Here is a 20,013-nt window from a genome sequence, read left to right on the forward strand (position 1 = left end):
TGGCGGTCCGGATCAGTCCGCCAGGCCCCACTTCTTCAAAATGCCGTCGATGGTGCCATCCGACTTCAGTTTTTCCAGGGCCTTGTTGATCCGGCCGAGCAGTTCGGTGTCTTCCTGGCGCGTGGCGATTCCCAGGCTGCCCATTACGGTGGGTTCGTAGCTCTTGGCCATTTTCAGGTTGGGATACGCGCCCTTGGCGATGATGGTGGCAGCAATGGGGTAATCCATAAAGCCGCCCTGGATGCGGCCCGCATTGGCATCGCGCATCATGTCGGGCGGGTTGTCGTAGAGCTTCACCTCTTTGAATACGCCGCTCTTCTGAATGGGCTCGACGAAGGCCGTGCCCACCTGCACCCCTACCGTCATGCCTTTCATATCGGCGAACGACTTGTAGGCCTTGTCATCGTCCTTGGGCACCATGAAACCTTCCCCATAGCGATACACGGGCTCGGAGAAACTGACCACCTTCTTGCGCGGCTCGGTGATGAACATGGCCGCGGAAATCAGGTCGATGCGCTTGGATGTCAGCGAACCGATCAGCGCCGAGAAAGCCATGGGCTCGATCTGAACCTCGAACCCGGCCTCTTTGCCCACGGCCCGGATGATGTCGACCATGACCCCTTCTATGGTGTTGGTCTTGGTGTCCAGGAACGTGAATGGACTGCCCGTCGGGGTGGAACCCACCTTCAGGACAGTTTGCGCCTGGGCTGCGCCGCCCAGTGCCAGCGTGGTGGCCAGAGCGGCCATCAGGATCTTCAGTTTCATAGGTATTCCCCTGCTGTTGTGGAAAGCGATGCACGATTGACCGCCAGCCTGGCTGGGCGGATGCGTGCAGGTTACGGACAGTTCTCCTTTTGGTCGAAGCGGCTGATGGCCCAGATGACCTCCGTCACATCCGAGCCGGGATTTCGCCAGCGTCGCGGCGTTCGGCTGGAATAGCTGAAGCTGTCGCCAGCGTGCAGCAGCATGACCTGGTCTTCGATCCAGAGTTCCAGCGTGCCCCGCAGCACCAGGCCGACCTGTTCTCCCATGCTGGTGGAGAACAGGTCATCTCCCGTAGAGCCGCCGGGCGCAATACGGGCGCGGCAAAGGTCCAGGCTGCGGCCTGCCGGCGGCGTATACATTTCTTTCCAGATGCCTTTGTCATGCAGGTCGATGCGACGATGCGCGCCCGCACGGGCCACACGCCCCGCGCCATCGTCGCCCGAGCGATGCGCGCTGCGCAGCAGGGACTCGACGGGTACATTGAACTGCGCCGCCAGCGTAGTCACCATCTTGACCGACGGCGAACTCAGGCCGCGCTCGACCTGACTGAGCATTCCCACTGAAATTCCGCAAGACTTGGCGACGGTCACCAGCGACAACCCATGCTGCTTGCGCAGTTGCCGAAGTTGCTGCCCGAGCCAGAAATCAATGACCGAGGCAGGCCCGGCCGGCACGGGAATATCCGGCTCGAGATCGGCCCCCGGGGCCGGCGCGTAGGCGGGACGCGTCATATGAAAATTTCATGAAGAAATAATTTTCAATGCTAGCAGCGAGCTTCCGCGCGGCAAGATGGGGACTACCCCTAGGGCCCGTTTCTTTTGCGCCGCGTAGGCAGTTCAACTAGAATCGCGGTCTTATCCTTCGCCCTGAGGCTGCCCCTGGTTATGGTGACGACGTGAGCGGCAGAACGGAACGGCGCGGCGAGACAGTCGACCTGGCCGTACAGAAAATCCGCGAGTACATTCTTTACGGCCGCTTCGCGTTGGGGCAAAGGCTGATCGCGCGCGAACTCATGACCGAACTCGGCGTGGGGCGCAGCACGTTGCGAGAGGCGTTCGGGCAGCTGGCGGCCGACGGCTTGCTTGAGCTGACGCCCAACCGCGGCGCCGCCGTGCGTCGCATGACCCGCACCGAAATGCGCCAGTTGTTCCAGATCCGCGAATCGCTCGAAGGGCTGGCGGCTCAACTCGCGGCAGAACAGATCGACAAGAACGGCAACCGGCAATTGATGGAAGCCGCTATGCGCGATGTGCAGCGTGGCCCCGCTGCCTCGAACAAAGAATTCATGCTGCATAACCAGCTGGTACACAGCACGATACTGAAGATCGGCGGCAACGATCAGCTGGTTCAGCTGCTGGGGCGCATTCACCTGCCCCTGGTGATGGCACAGGTCAATCAGTCATTGGGCGCCGAGCAGATTGCCCAGAGCACTGAAGAGCACGCCGATATCATTCACGCCATACTCGAAGGGTCGCCAGAAAAGGCCGACGCCGCAATGCGCAGGCATTTGCGGCGTTCGGGCGCCTGGACGCTCGAGCTTCCAGACGGCGTATTCAAGCCAGCCTGAGGGCCGGCCTGGGCCTCGGGCTATTCCATTCGTATCCCGGCGGACTTCACGATGGCGCCCCACCTGTCGTATTCGGCCAGAGTGTAATCGGACAGCGCCTGCGCATCCATGTAGATGGCCTGCGCGCCCAGGGTATCGGCCTTGTTACGGAACTCGGGGGTGGCCACGACTTCTCCGATCGCCTTGCTCAAGGTGGCGACCACATCGCGTGGCGTCCCCGCCGGCGCATACACAGCCAGCCAGGACGACGCCTGCAGGTCGGGCATGCCCGCCTCTGCCACCGTGGGCACGTCAGGCAGGCTGGGCAGACGCTGCTGGCTGGTCACGGCCAGCGCGCGCAGCTTGCCTTGCTGCAGGTAGCCAAGCAGCGGAGGCGGCGTCGTGATGGAGAACGAGACCGCCCCGCCCAACAGATCGGCCAATGCCGCGCCGGTACCCTTGTACGGAATGTGGATGAACTTCGTGCCTGCCATCTGGTTGAGCAACTCGGCGCCGACATGCTGCATCGAGCCGATACCGGATGAGGCGTAGTTCAGTTTTCCGGGATTCTTCTTGTCATACTCCACCAGCTCGGCCAGTGTGTTGACGGGCAGCTCGGCATTGACGACGACCACCTGCGGGGCGAGCATGACATGGGCAACCGCCTCGAAGTCCTTCTTGGGATCCCATGGCGTATTGCTGGTGATCTGCGGCGTGATGACATGGAAAGACGAGTTCTGGAATAACAGCGTGTAGCCGTCAGCCGGACTGCGCGCCACGGCCTGCGTCGCGATGGAACCCGACGCGCCGGGCCGGTTTTCCACCACCACCGGCTGGCCGAGCCGTTGTCCCAATGGTTCGGCCAACAGACGAGCGGCGATATCAGTGGTGCCGCCCGGCGATGCCGGCACCACCAGACGGACCGGCTGCTGCGGATACTTGGCGTTTGCCGGCAGCGCCAGCGTACAGGCCAGCGCCGCAGCGCCCATGGCCATCGCGCTGCGCATCGCAGGGCGCAGGTGCTGAGTGAAGGTGTCCCACATAGATTTGTCTCCTGTTTTATTGGATTGAGCAGCCTAGCTGGCCACGGTTCGGGGATCGGTAATGAAACCTGTCAGCGCGCTGGCGGCGACGGTGGCTGGCGAGCCAAGGTATACGGAAGCATCACGATGCCCCATGCGGCCGAGGAAATTGCGACTCGACGACGAGATGCAGACTTCCTGTTCGGCCAGCACGCCCTGGTGCATGCCCGCGCAGGCGCCGCAGCCCGGCGTGGTGACCGTCGCCCCGGCATTCACGAGGGTCTCGATGTAACCCGCCGCCATGGCCTTCATGTAGACCTTGCGCGAAGCGGGCGTGACGAGCATGCGAACCCCGCCTGCGATGCGCTTGCCACGCAGGATATTGGCAGCGATTTCAAAATCTTCCAGCCGACCATTCGTGCAAGTGCCAAGAAACGCCTGGTTGATACGGACCTGTGCGTAGTCCTCCACCGGATGGATGTTATCGACCCGGTTCGGCGCGGCCAGCAGGGGCTGCAACGTCGAGAGATCGATGCGGTGGTGCGCCACGTAACGCGCATCTGCATCTGGCTGGGGCATCTCGCCGATTTCCACGCCCAGCGCGTCGAAGTGGGCTTTGGTGACGGCATCACCTGGCACGACGGCAAACTTGGCGCCCATCTCGATACCCATGTTGCACAGGGTCATGCGCTCTGGAATGCTCATCGCAGGTATCGCGTCGCCATGGTATTCAATGGACGAATAGATGGCCCCCCGCGCGGAGATCTTCTGCAAGATCGCAAGCACGATATCCTTGGCCGAGGCGCCCGACCGCAAGCTGCCGGTCAGTTCGATCTTGATGCTTTCGGGCACGCGGAACCACAACTTTCCCTTCGACCAGAGGTAGGCCATCTCGGCGCCGCCAATCCCACAGCCCACGGCTCCCACCGCGCCGATCGTGATGGTGTGCGAGTCCATATTGGTGACCATCTGGCCGGGATGCACCATGCCGCTTTCGACGGCGATCTGGTGGGATATGCCCTCGCCCACGTCGAACAGGCGTTCACGCGGCAACCCGAAGCGTTCGAACAGTTGGCGCCCCACTCGCTGCACATGGGCATGCAGCGGCGTATCGGCCGGTGCGTAGTGGTCATAGAACAGGGCAATACGCTCGGGATGCGCCAGCGTCTCTATGCCATATCGCTTGAAATTCTGATCGATCAGGCCAATGCCGTCATCGAGCGCGAAGGTCCAGTCCGGGCTGATCTCGACCATTTCGCCGGCGCGCACCGCGCGCCCGGCCAGTCGACCCATGATTTTTTCCGCAAGCGTATAGCTCATTGCACCACCTTGGATTCAGCATTGTTGGATTTGGCGGCCCACAGGCCTCCGGCAACCAGTATCTGGAGTACTTCGGCGGGCAAGGAAGTGAACGGGACTTCTCGCGCGCCCACGCGAGCCTGGCCGAGCTCAAGATCGACCTCGATCTCTCCGCCGTCTTGCGCGGCGTCCACGACCTCGGGGCTGATGACTACCGCCAGCCCGTTATTGACCGCATTGCGAAAGAAGATGCGGGAAAACGATCTGGCCACGACCAGGCGTATGCCTGCGCCCAGCATGGCGGTGACCGCATGCTCGCGCGACGAACCGCAGCCGAAGTTCCAGCCGGCTACCACCACCCCTCCGGCCACGATGCGCGCGCGCAGGTCGGCGTCCAGCGGCTCGAACAAGTGCTTGGCCTGATCCTCAGGCCGCAGCACGGCGAGGTAGCGCCCCGGAAAGATCGTATCGGTGTCGACGTCGTCGCCCAACAGCGTCGCGCTGCCTTTAACGCGCATGGAATTCTCCTTGGGTAGATTCGGGACCCTCGGCGTACTGGCGCTCGAACGCCCATACATCGGGAAAGCCCATCAGTTCATGGAATGCGGGGAAGTCATACAGCCCCACCGGGATCGGACGTTCCTCGACCACCGCGGCATACGCCTGCGCGAGGGCGTGGCCCATGGCCAGGAATCCGATCGAGGGATAGATCGCCACCTGGAAACCATGCGACTTCAACTCTTCTTGTGACAGCAATGGCGTCTTGCCGCCATGGACCATGTTCGCCAGCAAAGGGACGTCGAAGTTGCGGCCTATCGCTTCCAGCTCCTCGCGGGATTCGGGGCTTTCGATGAACAGCACGTCGGCACCTGCGCGGACATAGGCCTCGCCGCGGCGCAGCGCCTCGTCGAGCCCGAGGCCGGAACGTGCGTCGGTACGCGCCACGATCAGGAATTCTTCACTGCTGCGCGCATCAGCGGCCACGCGGATCTTCTGGACCATGTCGGCGACCGGCACCACTTGGCGCTGGGGAGTGTGCCCGCACTTCTTCGGAAACTGCTGGTCTTCAATCTGGATAGCGGCCACGCCGGCTTTTTCGTAGCCCCGGACGGTATGCCTCACATTGAGCAAGCCGCCATAGCCCGTGTCAGCGTCGGCGATCACGGGCTTGGTCACGCGCTCACAGATGGTGGCAATACGATCCAGCATCTGCGAATAGGTGGCCAGCCCCGCGTCGGGCAGGCCCAGATGCGACGCAACCGTGCCGTAACCGGTCACATAGAGCGCGGGCGCCGACGTACGGTCGGCCAGCATCGCGGATATCAAATCGAACACGCCCGGCGCCGCAATGAATTCGCCCTGCGCCAGCCGGGCCTTGAGAGTGGTCATGCCTGCCTCCTGCTTAATGTCTGCAAAAAGTGTATGACACTTTTTGCAGACATGTAAAGGCTTTTTTTGCCCGGACCTGGCAGAGAGATGCTGCCAGGCGTCCAGTGCCAAAACGGATATGGGATGCGACGGCGAGACCGTAACCCCGGGCCTCGGCAGCGATGAGTTGCACGCGCAGCCGAGAGCACGTCGGCTTACCGCAGCGCCAAGCAGTGCGAGGGCTTACGCGAGCGGACGAGCAGGACACGTCGGCCCCTGGCGGATAAGCGGGTGAAGTTGGCCCCGGACACTGTTCGCGTGCAGGCATGCGCTTGCCGCCACACCGAGGTTGGGGTGCCTGATATGCGGGGCTTACGTGCGCGAGTCGCCGACGCTGGTCTGCAGCTCGGCCAGATAGCGTTCATCGGCCTTGCTCAGCCACCCTTGCTTGCGGGCGTGATCGATGAGCTCGGGCCGGCGGGTGGCGGTCAGGCGCAATGATTGTTCACGCCGCCACCGGGCGATATTGGCGTGATGGCCACTGAGGAGCTCCGGCGGAACGGGCAGGCCGGCGTGCACTTCCGGACGGGTGTAATGCGGGCTGTCGAGCAGCCCGGACAAATTGTCGTTGAACGAATCCTGCAGCGCCGAGTCGCCGTCGTTCAAGGCGCCCGGCAGCAACCGGACAGCGGCGTCTATCACCGCCAGCGCAGCGATCTCTCCGCCCGAAAGCACAAAATCGCCCAGAGAAATCTCATCGGTAACACAGCGATCGATGAAACGCTGGTCGACGCCCTCGTAACGGCCGCAGATGAGTATGGCGCCCTCGCCCGCCGCCAGGCTCTGCGCGGCCTGCTGATCGTAGCGGCGCCCGGTGGGCGACAAGAGCACCACCGGAGCGGTCTTCAGCCCCTGCTGCGTACGCACCAGCTGAGCGGCGGCCACGGCGGCTTCGAGTGGGGCCGCCATCATGACCATGCCGGGCCCCCCGCCGTAGGGGCGATCGTCAACCGTGCGATGGGGGTCGAGCGTGAAGTCGCGTGGGTTCCATGCCTGCAGGGCCCACAGGCCCTGCGCATGCGCGCGCCCTGTGACACCCAGGTCGCGCACGGTTCCGAACATGTCCGGAAAAAGCGTGACGACGTCGAAACGCATCAGAATTCCGTGGGCCAGCTGCTGTCGATGCGGCGTGCGGGGAGGTCTACCGACAGGATGTGCGCGGCGACGAACGGCACCAGCATTTCCAATGGACGACCCTTGGCATCGAACCGCGGCTCAGGCTCGGCCCCCGGTGCGGGCGCGCGCTGCAATACGACCCGCAGGATGGCATGGGCACCATTGTCGAAGACTTCTTCGACCACGCCCACGCGTGCAGGCTCGCCCTCGGCATTGGTATAGAACGCGCAGCCAATCAGGTCGACCCAGTAGTATTCGTCGTCGGCGGCAGCCGGAAACAGGCTGCGCGACACCTTTACGGCATGGCCTCGCAGGGCTTCGGCCTGATCGCGATCCAGGACGCCGTCGAGCTGGGCCACCACGCTGATGCCCTGCGATCTGGCCTGGACGATTTTGCACGCGCGAGCGGCAGACGTGACAACGCCCCGCGCCGTTTCCGGGGCGAGGCGAGTCAGCCACCAGGTTGGAGCCTGGCGCAGTACATCGGCCTGGGCAGAATGCGGTTGCACCTTGACCCAGCCCTTGATGCCATAGGCCCCGACAATGCGGCCCAGCTCGACCAGGTCGTCGGGCACCGCGCCGAAAGTTGCGTTATCAGGCATGCTGCCAGCCGGCACGGCCAGGCTCAAGCTTGAATCCGACGCGCCGTCAGGCGGCGGCGGAAACCTTGGCCGAGTATTCTTTGACCAGACGCTCAACGGCGGGCGACAGTTGCGCACCGCTTTCGGTCCAATATTGAACGCGGTCAAGCGCGATACGCAGGCTTTCTGCGCCTTCGCTGGCGACAGGATTGTAGAAACCCACGCGCTCGATGAAGCGCCCATCGCGGCGGTTACGCGAGTCGGTGGCTACCAAATTGTAAAACGGACGCTTCTTCGACCCACCGCGGGCCATGCGAATCACCACCATAGGTAATCCCTTGAATTAGTTGTGAAAAACGGAAGATTCTAGCATTGAAACGAAGGCCCTGGCAAGAAAGCCTTTGATTTATGCGCCAGGGGCAAGCATACACCCGGCGCACGCCTGATGCGCCGCCTCAGCGGCGCTGCAGGAAATGCAACGCCGAACCGGGTGCTTCGTGCTGGGCAAGCAGAATATTGCCGCTCTGCTTCGCAAAGGCCTGGAAGTCGCGCACCGCCTTGGGATCAGTGGTGGTGACCCGCAGCACCTGGCCGCTGTCCATCTGGGCGAGCGCCTTTTTGGCGCGCAGGATCGGCAGCGGGCAGGTCAGCCCGCTGGCGTCGACTTCATGCTGGAAGTCCGGCAGTGCGACTGCGGGTTCAGAGGCGCTCATCGACCCACTCCTGGACGCTTGCGATCGCAGCCGGCAATGCGTGCGCGTCGGTACCGCCGCCCATGGCCATGTCGGGCCGGCCACCGCCCTTCCCGCCCACCTGCGCGGCCACGAACCCAACGAGCTCACCCGCCTTGACCTTGCCGGTGAGGTCGGCGGTAACGCCGCCAACGAGACTGATCTTGCCGTCGCCGCCCGCGCTGGCCAGCAGCACGATGGCAGGCTTCAAGCGGTCTTTGAGGTTGTCGACCATGCCGCGCAACGCCTTGGGATCGACGTCACCGAGACTGGCGGAGAGCACTTTGACCCCCTTGATCTCGGCGGCCTTGGCCGCCAGGTCGTTGCCCGCGCTGGCCGCGAGCTTGTTGCGGGCCTGTTCGAGCTCTTTTTCGAGGGCGCGCAGCTGGTCTTGCACCTGAGCGATGCGTTCAGGCACATCGGCCGGCGTGCTGCGCAGCAGGCCGGCCGCGCGCAGCAGCACGGCGTTCTGGTTCTGCACCCAGGCCAGGGCGTTGTCGCCGGTAACGGCTTCGACGCGCCGCACGCCTGCGGCGACGCCGCCTTCGGCAACGATCTTGAAAAGGCCTATGTCACCCGTGCGCGTCACGTGCGTGCCGCCGCAGAGCTCACGCGAGAAGCCGATGTCGAGCACCCTTACGGTATCGCCGTATTTTTCGCCGAACAACGCCATGGCGCCGCCCTTGACGGCATCGTCATAGGCCATGACCTGGGCCTGGGCTGGATGGTTGGCCAGGATTTCGGCATTGACGATGGCTTCTACCTGGGCGATCTGTTCAGCCGACAACGGCGCATCGTGTGCGAAGTCGAAACGGGTCTTGTCGGGGTCGACCAGCGAGCCGCGCTGCTGCACATGGCTGCCCAGCACCTGGCGCAACGCCTTGTGCATGAGATGGGTGGCCGAATGGTTGCGCACGGTGCGGGCGCGGCGTACGGCATCGACGCGAGCCAGCAGCGTGTCGCCTACCGAAAGCGTGCCGGATTCGAGCGTGCCGTGGTGGCCGAACACACCAGCCTGGATCTTGAGGGTGTCAGCCACGGCGAAGCGTGCACGGTCGTTTTCAAGCAGGCCCGTGTCGCCCACCTGACCACCGGACTCGGCATAGAAAGGCGTGGCGTCGAGCACCACGACGGCATGCTGGCCGGCCTGTACGGATTGTGCGGAAGTGCCGTCGACGTACAACGCCGCAACCTTGACGCCATCGAGTTCGAGTTTTTCGTAACCCTCGAAGCGGGTATCGGCGCCTTCATAGCTGAGGCCTTCGGCCATCTTGAACTTGCCTGCGGCCCGGGCTTGTTCGCGCTGGCGCGCCATGGCGGCGTCGAAACCCGCCATGTCGACCTCGACCTGACGCTCGCGGCAGATGTCGGCCGTGAGATCGACCGGGAAACCGTAGGTGTCGTACAGGGTGAACAGGGTGGTGCCGTCGAGTTGCCCGCCAGCCGGCACATTGGCCAGCGCACCGTCGAGGATCTTCATGCCATGTTCGAGCGTCTCACCGAAGCGCTCTTCTTCCTGCTTGAGCACCTGCGCCACGCGTTCAGCGGCCTGGGCGAGTTCGGGATAGGCCTCGCCCATCTCGGCGACCAGGTCAGGCACCAGCTTGTAGAAAAACGGTTTGGTCTGGCCCAGTTTGTAGCCATGGCGCAGGGCCCGGCGCACGATGCGGCGCAGCACGTAGCCCCGGCCCTCATTGCTGGGGATGATGCCATCGACGATGAGGAAGGAACACGCCCGGATGTGGTCGGCGATGACCTTGAGCGAGTTGTCTTCGAGAGCGCTGACGCCGGTTTCGCGGGCCGCGGCGCGGATCAGATTCTGGAAGAGATCGATTTCGTAGTTGGAATGCACGCCTTGCAGGACGGCCGCGATGCGCTCGAGGCCCATGCCGGTATCGACACAGGGCTTGGGCAACGGTTCCATATTGCCGGCAGCGTCGCGCTCGAACTGCATGAACACGAGGTTCCAGATTTCGATGTAGCGGTCGCCGTCTTCTTCGGGCGATCCGGGGGGGCCGCCCCATACATCGGGCCCGTGGTCGTAGAAGATCTCGGAGCAAGGGCCGCACGGACCCGTGTCGGCCATTTGCCAGAAGTTGTCGGACGCATAACGCGCGCCTTTGTTGTCACCGATACGGATGATGCGCTCGCGCGGCACGCCGACCTCGGTGGCCCAGATATCGTAGGCTTCGTCGTCTTCCTGATAGACCGTCACCCACAGTTTTTCCGCCGGCAGTTTATAGACGGTGGTGAGTAATTCCCAGGCGTACTGGATGGCGTCGCGCTTGAAATAATCGCCGAAGCTGAAGTTGCCCAGCATTTCAAAGAATGTATGGTGCCGCGCGGTATATCCGACGTTTTCCAGATCGTTGTGCTTGCCGCCCGCCCGCACGCTGCGCTGCGACGATGTAGCGCGGGAATACGAGCGCGCTTCCTTGCCTGTGAACACGTCCTTGAACTGCACCATGCCCGAGTTGGTGAAGAGCAGCGTGGGGTCGTTGCCCGGCACGAGCGAGGCCGAAGGAACGATGGTATGCCCCTTCGACTGGAAGAACTGCAGGAATTTCTGACGAATCTCTGAGGATTTCATGCTGAACGAACCGGGATTTAGGCGAATTTTTGATTATAGAGGCTCGGCAGCCCGGCGTGACCCCCGCCCCGGCTGCGCATGCCCGGCCTTCTATCCGGGCCCGACACAGACATAGGCCGTGGACAGGGTGCCGTCTGGCGACCAGGGGTCGGTAGACACCCGGACAGGCGCGTAGCCTGCCGGACAGGAGCAGTTGCCGGTGACTGGATTGACACTCGCATAAGCCCCGCAATGCTGCGATCCGGTCGTGGCATAGGCGCCCCCGAACGACCCTCCCATGGCGGTCCAGCGTCCGTTGCGGCACTCGAGCAGCCCGCCCGCAGTGCCTCGGGCATACAAGCCTGCGGCGCCGGCCTGGCAGGTCGTGCCCGCCGCAGCCGTTCCGGCCACCGACAGATACTCGCCGGCATGCAGGCGCCCGTGGGTGGACACGCCTCCGGCCACGGTGAGCGGCCCCTGCAGTTCAGGATCGCGCGTGTCACGGCGCCGGACGTACAGGTCGTAGTCGTTGGAGCTGAGTCCCGCCCATACCGCAAGCGTGCCGGGCGGCAAGGCGGCCATGCCGGGCGCGGGCGGGTTGGGAAAACTGAACCCGCCTCCCCTGAGTCGGTCCGCCGTGGCCGAACCGCCATGGCCGCCGGCAGCTTCGAGCACAGCGCCCAGGCGCATGAGATCGGGCGCACCGCCGGACGCGGCGACCGGCTCGTTTCCATAGGCCAAGGCGTCAAGCCTGCAACCGGCGCCGGGGCAACGCGCATCCCGCAGGATGCGGATGGCGACCCCGTGCCCCAACGCGCCGGCGTCGGGGAAATGAGCGGGCAGGTGGCCTTGCGCCCGGAGCTCGGCCAGCCGTGGGGCGAGCGGATCTGCGTAGAGCGGCAGTCCCTGCCCGTCGATCGGCGGCAAGCCATCCGCAAGGCGCTCGTAATGCCTGCTCAGCAACGCTTCGAGTCCGCGCTTGAGTTCGGACAGCCACACCCCGTGCGCCCGGCTGGCGGCGTCATTGACCTGATGCACCAGCCGATCCGCCGACCAGATGAGCACCATGCTGGTCAGAGCCAGGACAATGACGAGCTCCAGCAGGGCAAAGCCCGACTGGGCAAGGATCGCGCCCTGTCCGGCGGGGCCGCGCCGGGCTGGCGGGTTTTCGTCGGCGGCCATGGACGTTCCTTTATCGCACCGTGAAGGCAAAGGTGTTGTTGTCGCCTTCGGCACATTGCGCCTCGGCAGCTGGCGCGCTGTAGGGTGCTCGCGGCACGGCGGTCGTGTCTTTGACCGTTACCGCGCCGTTGCGCCCCTCGATGGTGATGATGTCCGACATGCGCTGCATGACAGAGGCCAGTCCGGGGCACGCCGCATTGCTGACGTTGGTCAGCGTGATGGCGAAGCCGGATCCTGCGCTGCCGCCGCCTACGGACGCCGGCGCAATCGTGATGACGCCGCTGCCCCCGGTACCGCTGCCGCCCAGGCCATGCGCCACCACCGCACCCGTTCCGGTTCCGCGCACGGAAACGACACTGGAGTCCCGGAGCGCGTTGGCGAGCGAACTGGTGCTGAGGTCGAGATAAGGCGCCGAGCCTGAGCCTTGGGCGCTGGTTTTGGTGCGGGCAACGAAGCGCTGCAATTCCTCGCCGACCTTGGGCACTTTGTTTTCGATGACATAGGCGCCGATGGCGGGTATGCCGATAATTGCCACCAACAGCACGATGGCCGTGACGATGGAGACTTCCACCAGGGAGAACCCTGCCTGGCGGCGCGATGGAGGAATTAGATGTAGATCGAACATGCAGAGACTCCGGGTAAGAATGCTGAGAGCGGATGGCGCCGCCTATTGGCCGGCATAGAAGTTGGTGAGCGATCTGCGCAGTTCGTCCACCACGCCGTAGTGCCATAGCGTCAGGCCCAGCACTGCTGCGACGGACGACAATAAGAGCGCCCAGCGCAGGGCGACGGCTTCGCGACGGACGCGAGCAAGGGCACGCATTTCGACGCGTAGCCGCGCCTGTGCGATGCCGGCCTCGACGCCGCGCGCCGCAATGACGTCGCTGAGGAACCAGGCGGTTTCGCGATCGAGCAATCCGGTATCGAAGGTGTCCGCCCCCACGATGCCATGTTCGATGCGCGCCAGCATCGAATCGAGGTGCCAGGCGAGCCAAGGCCGCGCGCCCCAGCACAGCGCAGTGAGCGCCTCGCGCAATCTCGTGTCGATGTTGCCTCGCTGGCGCAGCAAGGTGGCCAGCATCGCGAGGAAGCGGATGGCATGGAAGTCGCGATACAGCCTCCATGGGAACACCGCATCCAGCCGCATTCGCCACGGCCCCGTGAATACCGGCGCGGCCCATGCCAGCAGCGCAGCTCCACCTAGCAGCAATACCATCCAGAAAGCCAGCCAGTGCCGCAACGCCTGCGCCAATGAGAACAAGGCGCGCGTGAGCGTTCCGTAGTATTCGGCGGGCACGTGGTGAAACACCTGCTGCAGACGCGGCACCGTGAGAAACGGCACGGCGCACACCAAACCCGCGGCCACCAGCAGCGCCAGGACGCCCGCGGCCGTGGTGCCGGCCATCACGTCACGCGTCTGCTGCACCAGGCGGGTGGCCTGGGCGAGTTCGCGCAATGTATGAGGCAGCGCATCGCCGCCAGCTTTCTGCGCCGCGGCGAGCAGCTGGTTTTCGTCATCGGGCAGCGCGCCAGCCAGCGCATCGGCGAGGTCTCCCCCGGATTCCTGGAACCGTTGCTGCCACCGCCGTGCCAGGCGACCTCTCACCGTGCGCGGACCATAGCGCTGTGCATCGTCCGCAAACATGTCGCGCAAGGTCTTGCGGCCCTGCAGACTGACGATGAGATCCGCAAGGTATTCGTAATAATCGGCGCGGTGCGGCCGGAATCGCCGCGCGTCGCTCCATGGCACCCAGCTGGCCGCGCCCGAGCCGGTGAAATGCTCAAGCATCGAGATCGCCTCCCGGCATGACGGCGGTCGCGCTGATGGCATCGCCAGGCAACTTGAACTGCGACGCAATGAGCCGGGGGTCGATCTCGCCCTGCGACGCCTTGTACAACGCGCATTCCGCGACGGACTTTCCGGACATGTCGGCATGGTGCAGCGCGCTGCGGGGCCGTGCCCGCACATGGCGCAACAGGCCGAGATTGTCGCGGCGCCGCAGGTACTGCAGAAACCCGTCATCGAGCGCCGGTTCTATCATTTCGGCCACCACGGTGCGGCTGTGGAGGCCGTTGAGGCCCGGCAGGTGCTGACGCTGACAGGCCGGACAACCGGCGGGATTGCGGGCGCGCAACGAGCCGGCGTCCAGCTGGTGGCGCTGTGCGAAGCCTGCCGCCCACCTGCGCCAGTCGATGCCGGAAGGGCTCGCCGGCAGCGCGTCGAACGTCAGCGCGCAAGAACGGCAGAGCCGTGGCAGCAGCGCCTGATACACCAGCAGCTTTAGCACGCCAGGCGTGGCAAGGAAATCACGGGAAACACCGATGAAGTCGGAAGCCAGCCGCTCCGGGATCATGTGGGCCGACCCGGTATGCGTGGTGGTGTAGACATTGACCCCCGAACCCGCGAGGTCCATGAAAGCGCGGCCGGTGTCGCGATCGCGCACCTCGCCGATCAGCAGATCGTGCATGGCGGACCGCTTGACGGTCTTGAGCTTGGCATCGAACGCGGGTGTCGCGGCAGTATCGAGCTGACGGCCAACGGTGTTCTGCAGCGCATTGCCAATGCGGTATTCGACGGGATCCTCGAGCGTGATGACCTTGCGTGTCGCGGCGATGCCTCGCATGAGCGTCGCAATGGACGTGGATTTTCCGGACTCCACGACTCCGGCCATGACGATGGCGCCGCCACTCTGTTCGCGCGCGCGTTCCAGCATCGCCACCTGGGACGGCAGGTAGCCGAGTTCGGCCAGGCTGGCCCCGCCTTCGGCTGCGTCCAGGCGCAGCAGCCTGAGGCAGACCGAGGGGCCAGAGTCGGTGGCCAGCGATGCCCAGCGCACGGTCACGGGACGCCCCTCGACTTGAAGAGCGATGCGCCCTTGCTGCTCGACCTTTGGGTCGAAAACCGCGCCATTTCCTCCGCGCACGTCCATCCAGGCCACGGCCAGGACATCCAGCAGCGTGGCCGCAGACATATTGCTGAAGCAGCCGGGTTCCACATACGCGCCGTCGATGCTATAGCGCACTTCGGACCTGGCGGGAGGATGGCCGACGTTGATGTGCAGATCGCTGGCGCGCTGCTCGAGCCCCCACCGCACCATCTGCAGGAACACGGCGGCGAGGCTGGAATTGCGAGCCTCGGCTGGCGTCCCGCTGCCCGTGCGCAGCATTGCCGCCGTCAACTGGCCGCGCGCAACCGGCAGCAGCAGCGAGGGAGGCAAGGCGTAACGCGAAGCCGTTGCAAGACGATAGCCGCGCATGCGCAGCAGGCGCTCCACCTCTCCAACGGCATCGCCGTGCAGATACTCGTGCAAGGCGAACACCGCCACCTGGTTGCCGTCCAGCATGACGGGGCAGATGCGGCCGCTGAGCAGCGCAAGGTCGATCTCATCGAGCGTACGCACGAACCCCGGGCGCAGGCGCGCCAGGTCGTCTGGCGTGTGCAGCCACCGCGGCTCGGCGCAGTCTCCGGACAATATGGCGCGCGGCATCGCCAGCGCCGACGGCTCGTACGCGTCAGTCATGGGCGACCTCTGGCGATACCAGGCAGACGGTGTGGCCCTGACCTGCCTTCTGCAGTTGCACACAGGGCGCCTTGATGGCTTGCAGGGTGTAGCCCTGGGCGCGCCCGGTCGATGAGGCCAATGGCAGGGCACGTCCCGACCGGTAGCGCGACACGACCCCATTGACCGACACGTCGGCCTGCAGAACATTGCCCACGCCGTAGATCGCCAGTAGGTCGATATGATCGGCAGGTGCTTCTGCCGTGTCCCCCGCAGCGCGGCCGTGCCCGGCCGGCGGCCGGCCGTCCGGCGCGGATGGCCCGAGCCAATCGGCAGCCTGTCGCGGCGTGCGGGACGATGCAAGGGCCGCTTGAGCATCCACGCGCAGCAGTTCACGCACGGTGTCGCCTTCGGGCCAGTCGCCCGTGGCGCCCGGGAAGGCTTCAGTGGCGGGGTCGGCACCACGAGCGTCGAAATTTGTCTGGGCTCGCGCCGCCACGCCGATGCCGGCCAGAATCAAGGTTGCCGCGCAGACGGCGCGCCTGCAGCCGCCCGGGGCTCTCCGACCGGAGTCAATGTTGCACGTCTTGTTCATACAGGGTTCCTTGCAGCTCGGCGGTCAGCGCGCTGACCGCCGTGTTGGGTTGGCGACCTTCGGCCACACGCAGCAGAATCGATGACCAGGAGATGGCGGAGGCGTATGCGTCGGAGAAGACCGCAAAGGATCGCAGCGGCCCCTGAACGGACACCGCACGCTGACGCAGCGCCCCATGCCCGGGCGGAGCCGGAATGGGATGCCCGGCGGCATCGCGCGGTGCCACGACCGGTGCTGCAACCGGCCGGCCCAGCATCAATCGACCGAAGACAGGCCGTGCCTTCTGCAGCGCGCTCGCGAGGTACCGCTCGACTTCGGCGGCGCGCGGCACGGGCACCTGTTCGAGCAGCCTTTGATTGCCCTGGACGCTCCAGGCCAGCTCGGCGCCATCGAACAGATCGAAACGCGGTTTCCAGATAGGAGGAAGGGATTGCGCAAATGCAAGGTTGGTGGCATCGGGATCGACCCGCTCGTACGCGGCGGTGCAAGACCAGGCCAGCGAGACTGGCACACAACGCGCGTCGCGCAGCAGCCAGCCCCGGAGATTCAGCGGCAGGCGATGCAACGATGCGAGCACGCGCCGCAGTTCCGGCAAGGGATGCACGATGCGTTGCCGTCGGAACAGATCCGTAGCCCGCTGCCAGGCCGCATCGGCATCAACCGGGGCAACGGGCTTGGCGACAAGCGCGGAGGCCTTCATCAACGGCCTGCCCAGGGGCATGATCGTCGAGGCAAGCAGCAAGGCCAGGAACACGCGCACGGCCAGTGGCAAGCGCGACCACCACGTGCCGACGGGCTGCAGCAGGGCTGCGGCAGCATCGCGCACCAGCAATGCCTGCAAGGCGCGATCGCCATCGAGCACTTGCAACGTGGGATGTTGCGCCGCGAGGGCCTGCATGGCCAGCCGTGCCTGCGACTCGTCGGCGTACAACCTGTCGGCGCTGGCCAGGACGGCGCCATCCTGGGCCGCCACCAGCCACCACTGCCCGGCGGGCAATCGTGCCACACACGCCACTGTGCCCACCGGGTGATGCTCGGCATAAGCCTGCGCCGCGGCGTGCACTCTGCGGCGGCGGTAGCCCGGCGCGAGACGGGCGCATCCACCCGCCATGGCGCCCTGCCCGCCCACGACAAAATGGGTGGCCCGCAAGCGGCGGGCTCGGGCCCGCGCCATGCTGGGCGCATGGCTGCCCACAAGCGCAAACCAGGACAAGCCGAATGCCAGCGTGCCCGCGCCGCCTTCGGTGTCGAGCAGCAGCACCCGGGATGAAGCCGAGGGCGCCCCCATTCAGACCCCCTCTTCCACAATGGCCGTGACCAGCACGACAGTGGTGAGCCGTTCGCTCGAGGCGCGGTCCTGGCCGCCTGCGAGCAAGGGCGCGTCGGCAGACAGGCGACGGCGGTCGTATTCATCCTGGCGACGATCGAATCCTGAAAGAATGACCGGCTGCCCCGGACTGAGCGCGACCTGTTGCACGGTGCCATTGCCATCGATGGTGACTTGTTGCACCTGGAGCTGGTTGCCTTGCTCGCCGAATGTAATGCTCTTGATCGGCTGCGCCACGGTGTTGTCATAGGCAATCGACAGCAGAATGCGGCCGTCGGCCTGGGCATCGGGCACCAGTGTCAGGAAGGTGCCCACGGTTTCCTGTTTCTGGCTGATGGACACACTGGGCAGGCCCACGCTGCCCAAGCCGGCGTCTATGCCCGCGACCGCCGTGCTCTGCACCTGATCGATATAAGAGAACGTAGTGCGCACGGCATGGGTGACCGGCCGACGATTCAGGGTCAGGACAGGAACGCTGCTGTGTCGCAGGACCGCACCTGTCTGGCTCAATGCGGAGATGATTGCGCGCGAGCCCTGGAAGCTTCCATCGCGGGCCGTGGCGCCCAGGGCCGCAGCCGCGCCGCTGGCCGCCACCGGCATCGCGGCCGTGACTGCCGCCCGCGCGCTTTCATAGACGGCCTTCCAGTCGACACCGCCTTCGGCGCCATCACTGACCCGCAAGGTAATCTCTTCGAACAACAAGCGCACGCGGCGGGTCAGGGCCTGGTTCTCGCCGTCAATGAACTGGGCCACCCGCTCGAGCACCTCGGGCGTATCGGTAATGACCAGGGTGCTGCCGCCGCCGTCGAGTTCCGCCACGGTGCCGGCCTGGGTCAGGAACGGAACGATGCGGGCGCGCACGCTTTGCAGCGCGTGCTGGTCGCCTGATGAAAGCGACGTATTGGATGTGTTGTCGAACCCGCCGGCCTCGGAGGAACCGGATCGGCCCAAGCGCGCATCGGCGCGACTGGACAGTGTCAGTGCGCGCACATCGAAAACCCCGGTCTGCACGCGATAGAACTCGATCGCGTTGCGGTAGTACCGCCAATGCACCCCGAAGCTGGCGGCCAGTGCGTCGAGCGTATCGGGCAGCGGCCGCGGGCCAGCCTGCACCGGTACGCGGGTCACTGCCGACAGGTCGGCCGGCGTCGGCTGGCCGAGCCTCGGCAGGAACAGCGAGGGCGGCAGCATGGCGTCGGGGGCCACGCGCACCGCAATGCCCGTGGCACGCGTCAGGCGCTCAGCCACCGCGGAAAGTTCCAGCCGGCCGGCAAACAGCAAAGTAGTATCGATGTCGCCGCGCAAGGCAGGCGGCAGGACTATCTCTCGCGCCAAGGGCTGAGGGCGCCCTGCCAGCCAGGGTTTGTCGACCTCTTGCGCCGCAAGGCGTGCCCCATGATCGGACAGCGCAGCGGCGAATTCCTGCTGCCCCGATTCGACCTGCACACGCGCGGCTGCGATGGCCGATCGCAACGACTGCAGCGATTGATGCGCCGAGCAGCCGGCCACTGTCACCAAGGCGACGCCGGAGTAAAACAACCGTGCCCTCATGAGCGACCTCCTGCGGCCGCAGATCGGTCACAGGCTTGTGTCACCGGCACCACCCGCAGCACCTTGTTGGCATAGAAGCAGGGCTGCACGGGCCTGTCTGCCAGTTCAGTGGAGGCCAGCAACTGGCGCACTGCCGATTTGAAATCGGTGGGAAACTCCGCCTCGCCAGCAAGGGGGATGTCGACCTCGAGCGCCCAGTGCTGGGGTTCGAAAACCCATCCCGCGCGAGATGCCCAACGATCCAGCACGGATCGCAACGTCCCGTCGGCAAGCCCCGCGCGAAACGGGAGTGCGGCAACGGGCTGCGCGTCGGCGGCGGGCGCCGGCGACTGGGAAGGCGCACCCGGCGCCGCTACGGCCGAAGACCCTTCTGCCGCCGCCGCAGCGTCGGGCGCTTCCATGGGCGAGCCAGGTACACCCGCCGGGACGGATGAGCCCGGACGCTCGACCCGCGCGGTGTGCTGGCCGCCTCGCAGCACCAGGGCCGGCCAGACGCCATCGACCACTGCATAAGGTTCGCGGCGCACATAAGCCAGGGGCTGCAGCCCTGCCCGCGTTTGCGCGAATACCGCCGGTGGCGTGCGTCCCGGTGCAAACTGCAGCCATGTGCGCCCTGCCCCGCTGAACACCTGCAGGGGCGCCACGGCGGGGTCGCCGGACAGCTGCCAATTGAAATCGTAGTGATCAGCCGGGGCGCTGTCGCGCCAGCCCGGCACGGCCCCCGGCCATTGCGCACAGCCTGCCAGGCCCAGCGGCAGCAAGCCCAATAAAACGAATCGAACCATGCTCGTCCCGAATCGG

At 65.3% G+C, this 20,013-nt stretch carries 20 protein-coding genes; 1 reads left to right on the top strand and 19 read right to left on the bottom strand.

Going from position 1 to position 20,013, the window contains the following annotated elements; all coding sequences use genetic code 11:
• Positions 1-12 precede the first annotated feature (12 nt).
• Positions 13-765, bottom strand: a complete 753-nt coding sequence (locus ACV17W_RS05515; RefSeq protein WP_462595430.1) for an ABC transporter substrate-binding protein — start codon at positions 763-765, stop codon at positions 13-15.
• A gap of 71 nt (positions 766-836) precedes the next feature.
• Positions 837-1,496 (bottom strand): helix-turn-helix domain-containing protein, encoded by a 660-nt coding sequence (locus ACV17W_RS05520; protein ID WP_462595431.1) that lies wholly within the window; start codon positions 1,494-1,496, stop codon positions 837-839.
• A 164-nt stretch (positions 1,497-1,660) separates the two neighbouring features.
• Between ACV17W_RS05520 and ACV17W_RS05525 the strand changes: the two genes are divergently transcribed.
• On the top strand, positions 1,661-2,332 hold the full coding sequence (locus ACV17W_RS05525; RefSeq protein ID WP_462595432.1) for a GntR family transcriptional regulator: 672 nt from the start codon (positions 1,661-1,663) through the stop codon (positions 2,330-2,332).
• A gap of 20 nt (positions 2,333-2,352) precedes the next feature.
• Here ACV17W_RS05525 and ACV17W_RS05530 read toward each other — a convergent pair whose 3' ends face one another.
• The 17 genes from ACV17W_RS05530 to ACV17W_RS05610 form a co-directional block, all read right to left on the bottom strand.
• Positions 2,353-3,318, bottom strand: coding sequence for a Bug family tripartite tricarboxylate transporter substrate binding protein (locus ACV17W_RS05530; protein ID WP_462596474.1), 966 nt, complete (start codon positions 3,316-3,318; stop codon positions 2,353-2,355).
• 69 nt (positions 3,319-3,387) lie between these two features.
• The gene (locus tag ACV17W_RS05535) at positions 3,388-4,653 is read right to left on the bottom strand and encodes a 3-isopropylmalate dehydratase large subunit (protein WP_462595433.1); all 1,266 of its coding nucleotides are present in this window, start codon (positions 4,651-4,653) and stop codon (positions 3,388-3,390) included.
• Positions 4,650-5,150, bottom strand: coding sequence for a LeuD/DmdB family oxidoreductase small subunit (locus tag ACV17W_RS05540; protein ID WP_462595434.1), 501 nt, complete (start codon positions 5,148-5,150; stop codon positions 4,650-4,652). The genes ACV17W_RS05535 and ACV17W_RS05540 overlap by 4 nt, the downstream gene beginning before the upstream one ends.
• Positions 5,140-6,021, bottom strand: a complete 882-nt coding sequence (locus ACV17W_RS05545; RefSeq protein WP_462595435.1) for an isocitrate lyase/PEP mutase family protein — start codon at positions 6,019-6,021, stop codon at positions 5,140-5,142. Before ACV17W_RS05545 ends, ACV17W_RS05540 begins: the two co-directional genes overlap by 11 nt.
• A gap of 351 nt (positions 6,022-6,372) precedes the next feature.
• Positions 6,373-7,155, bottom strand: coding sequence for a tRNA (guanosine(37)-N1)-methyltransferase TrmD (gene trmD / locus ACV17W_RS05550; protein WP_462595436.1), 783 nt, complete (start codon positions 7,153-7,155; stop codon positions 6,373-6,375).
• Positions 7,155-7,778, bottom strand: a complete 624-nt coding sequence (gene rimM / locus ACV17W_RS05555) for a ribosome maturation factor RimM (RefSeq protein WP_462595437.1) — start codon at positions 7,776-7,778, stop codon at positions 7,155-7,157. Before rimM ends, trmD begins: the two co-directional genes overlap by 1 nt.
• Before the next feature lie 46 nt (positions 7,779-7,824).
• On the bottom strand, positions 7,825-8,085 hold the full coding sequence (rpsP, locus tag ACV17W_RS05560) for a 30S ribosomal protein S16 (RefSeq protein WP_462595438.1): 261 nt from the start codon (positions 8,083-8,085) through the stop codon (positions 7,825-7,827).
• A 127-nt stretch (positions 8,086-8,212) separates the two neighbouring features.
• The gene (locus ACV17W_RS05565) at positions 8,213-8,470 is read right to left on the bottom strand and encodes a sulfurtransferase TusA family protein (protein ID WP_462595439.1); all 258 of its coding nucleotides are present in this window, start codon (positions 8,468-8,470) and stop codon (positions 8,213-8,215) included.
• A complete protein-coding gene (alaS, locus tag ACV17W_RS05570; protein ID WP_462595440.1) occupies positions 8,457-11,078 on the bottom strand; it encodes an alanine--tRNA ligase in 2,622 nt (873 codons plus the stop codon). The genes ACV17W_RS05565 and alaS overlap by 14 nt, the downstream gene beginning before the upstream one ends.
• Before the next feature lie 90 nt (positions 11,079-11,168).
• Positions 11,169-12,239 carry a PulJ/GspJ family protein gene (locus ACV17W_RS05575; RefSeq protein ID WP_462595441.1) on the bottom strand — a complete coding sequence of 357 codons (1,071 nt, stop codon included), beginning with the start codon at positions 12,237-12,239 and terminating at the stop codon, positions 11,169-11,171.
• 10 nt (positions 12,240-12,249) lie between these two features.
• The gene (locus ACV17W_RS05580) at positions 12,250-12,864 is read right to left on the bottom strand and encodes a type 4 pilus major pilin (RefSeq protein WP_462595442.1); all 615 of its coding nucleotides are present in this window, start codon (positions 12,862-12,864) and stop codon (positions 12,250-12,252) included.
• A gap of 42 nt (positions 12,865-12,906) precedes the next feature.
• Positions 12,907-14,028, bottom strand: a complete 1,122-nt coding sequence (locus ACV17W_RS05585; RefSeq protein ID WP_462595443.1) for a hypothetical protein — start codon at positions 14,026-14,028, stop codon at positions 12,907-12,909.
• Positions 14,021-15,760: an ATPase, T2SS/T4P/T4SS family gene (locus tag ACV17W_RS05590; protein WP_462595444.1), complete on the bottom strand. Its 1,740-nt coding sequence runs from the start codon at positions 15,758-15,760 to the stop codon at positions 14,021-14,023. Before ACV17W_RS05590 ends, ACV17W_RS05585 begins: the two co-directional genes overlap by 8 nt.
• Positions 15,753-16,334, bottom strand: a complete 582-nt coding sequence (locus tag ACV17W_RS05595; protein ID WP_462595445.1) for a hypothetical protein — start codon at positions 16,332-16,334, stop codon at positions 15,753-15,755. Before ACV17W_RS05595 ends, ACV17W_RS05590 begins: the two co-directional genes overlap by 8 nt.
• On the bottom strand, positions 16,312-17,622 hold the full coding sequence (locus ACV17W_RS05600) for a hypothetical protein (protein ID WP_462595446.1): 1,311 nt from the start codon (positions 17,620-17,622) through the stop codon (positions 16,312-16,314). Before ACV17W_RS05600 ends, ACV17W_RS05595 begins: the two co-directional genes overlap by 23 nt.
• Entirely contained in the window at positions 17,623-19,212 is a 1,590-nt protein-coding gene (locus ACV17W_RS05605; protein WP_462595447.1) for a type II secretion system protein GspD, read from the bottom strand.
• Entirely contained in the window at positions 19,209-19,997 is a 789-nt protein-coding gene (locus tag ACV17W_RS05610; protein ID WP_462595448.1) for a TrbG/VirB9 family P-type conjugative transfer protein, read from the bottom strand. The genes ACV17W_RS05605 and ACV17W_RS05610 overlap by 4 nt, the downstream gene beginning before the upstream one ends.
• Positions 19,998-20,013: the final 16 nt, after the last annotated feature.

This window comes from Bordetella sp. MIP270_01_BMS, assembly GCF_054958705.1.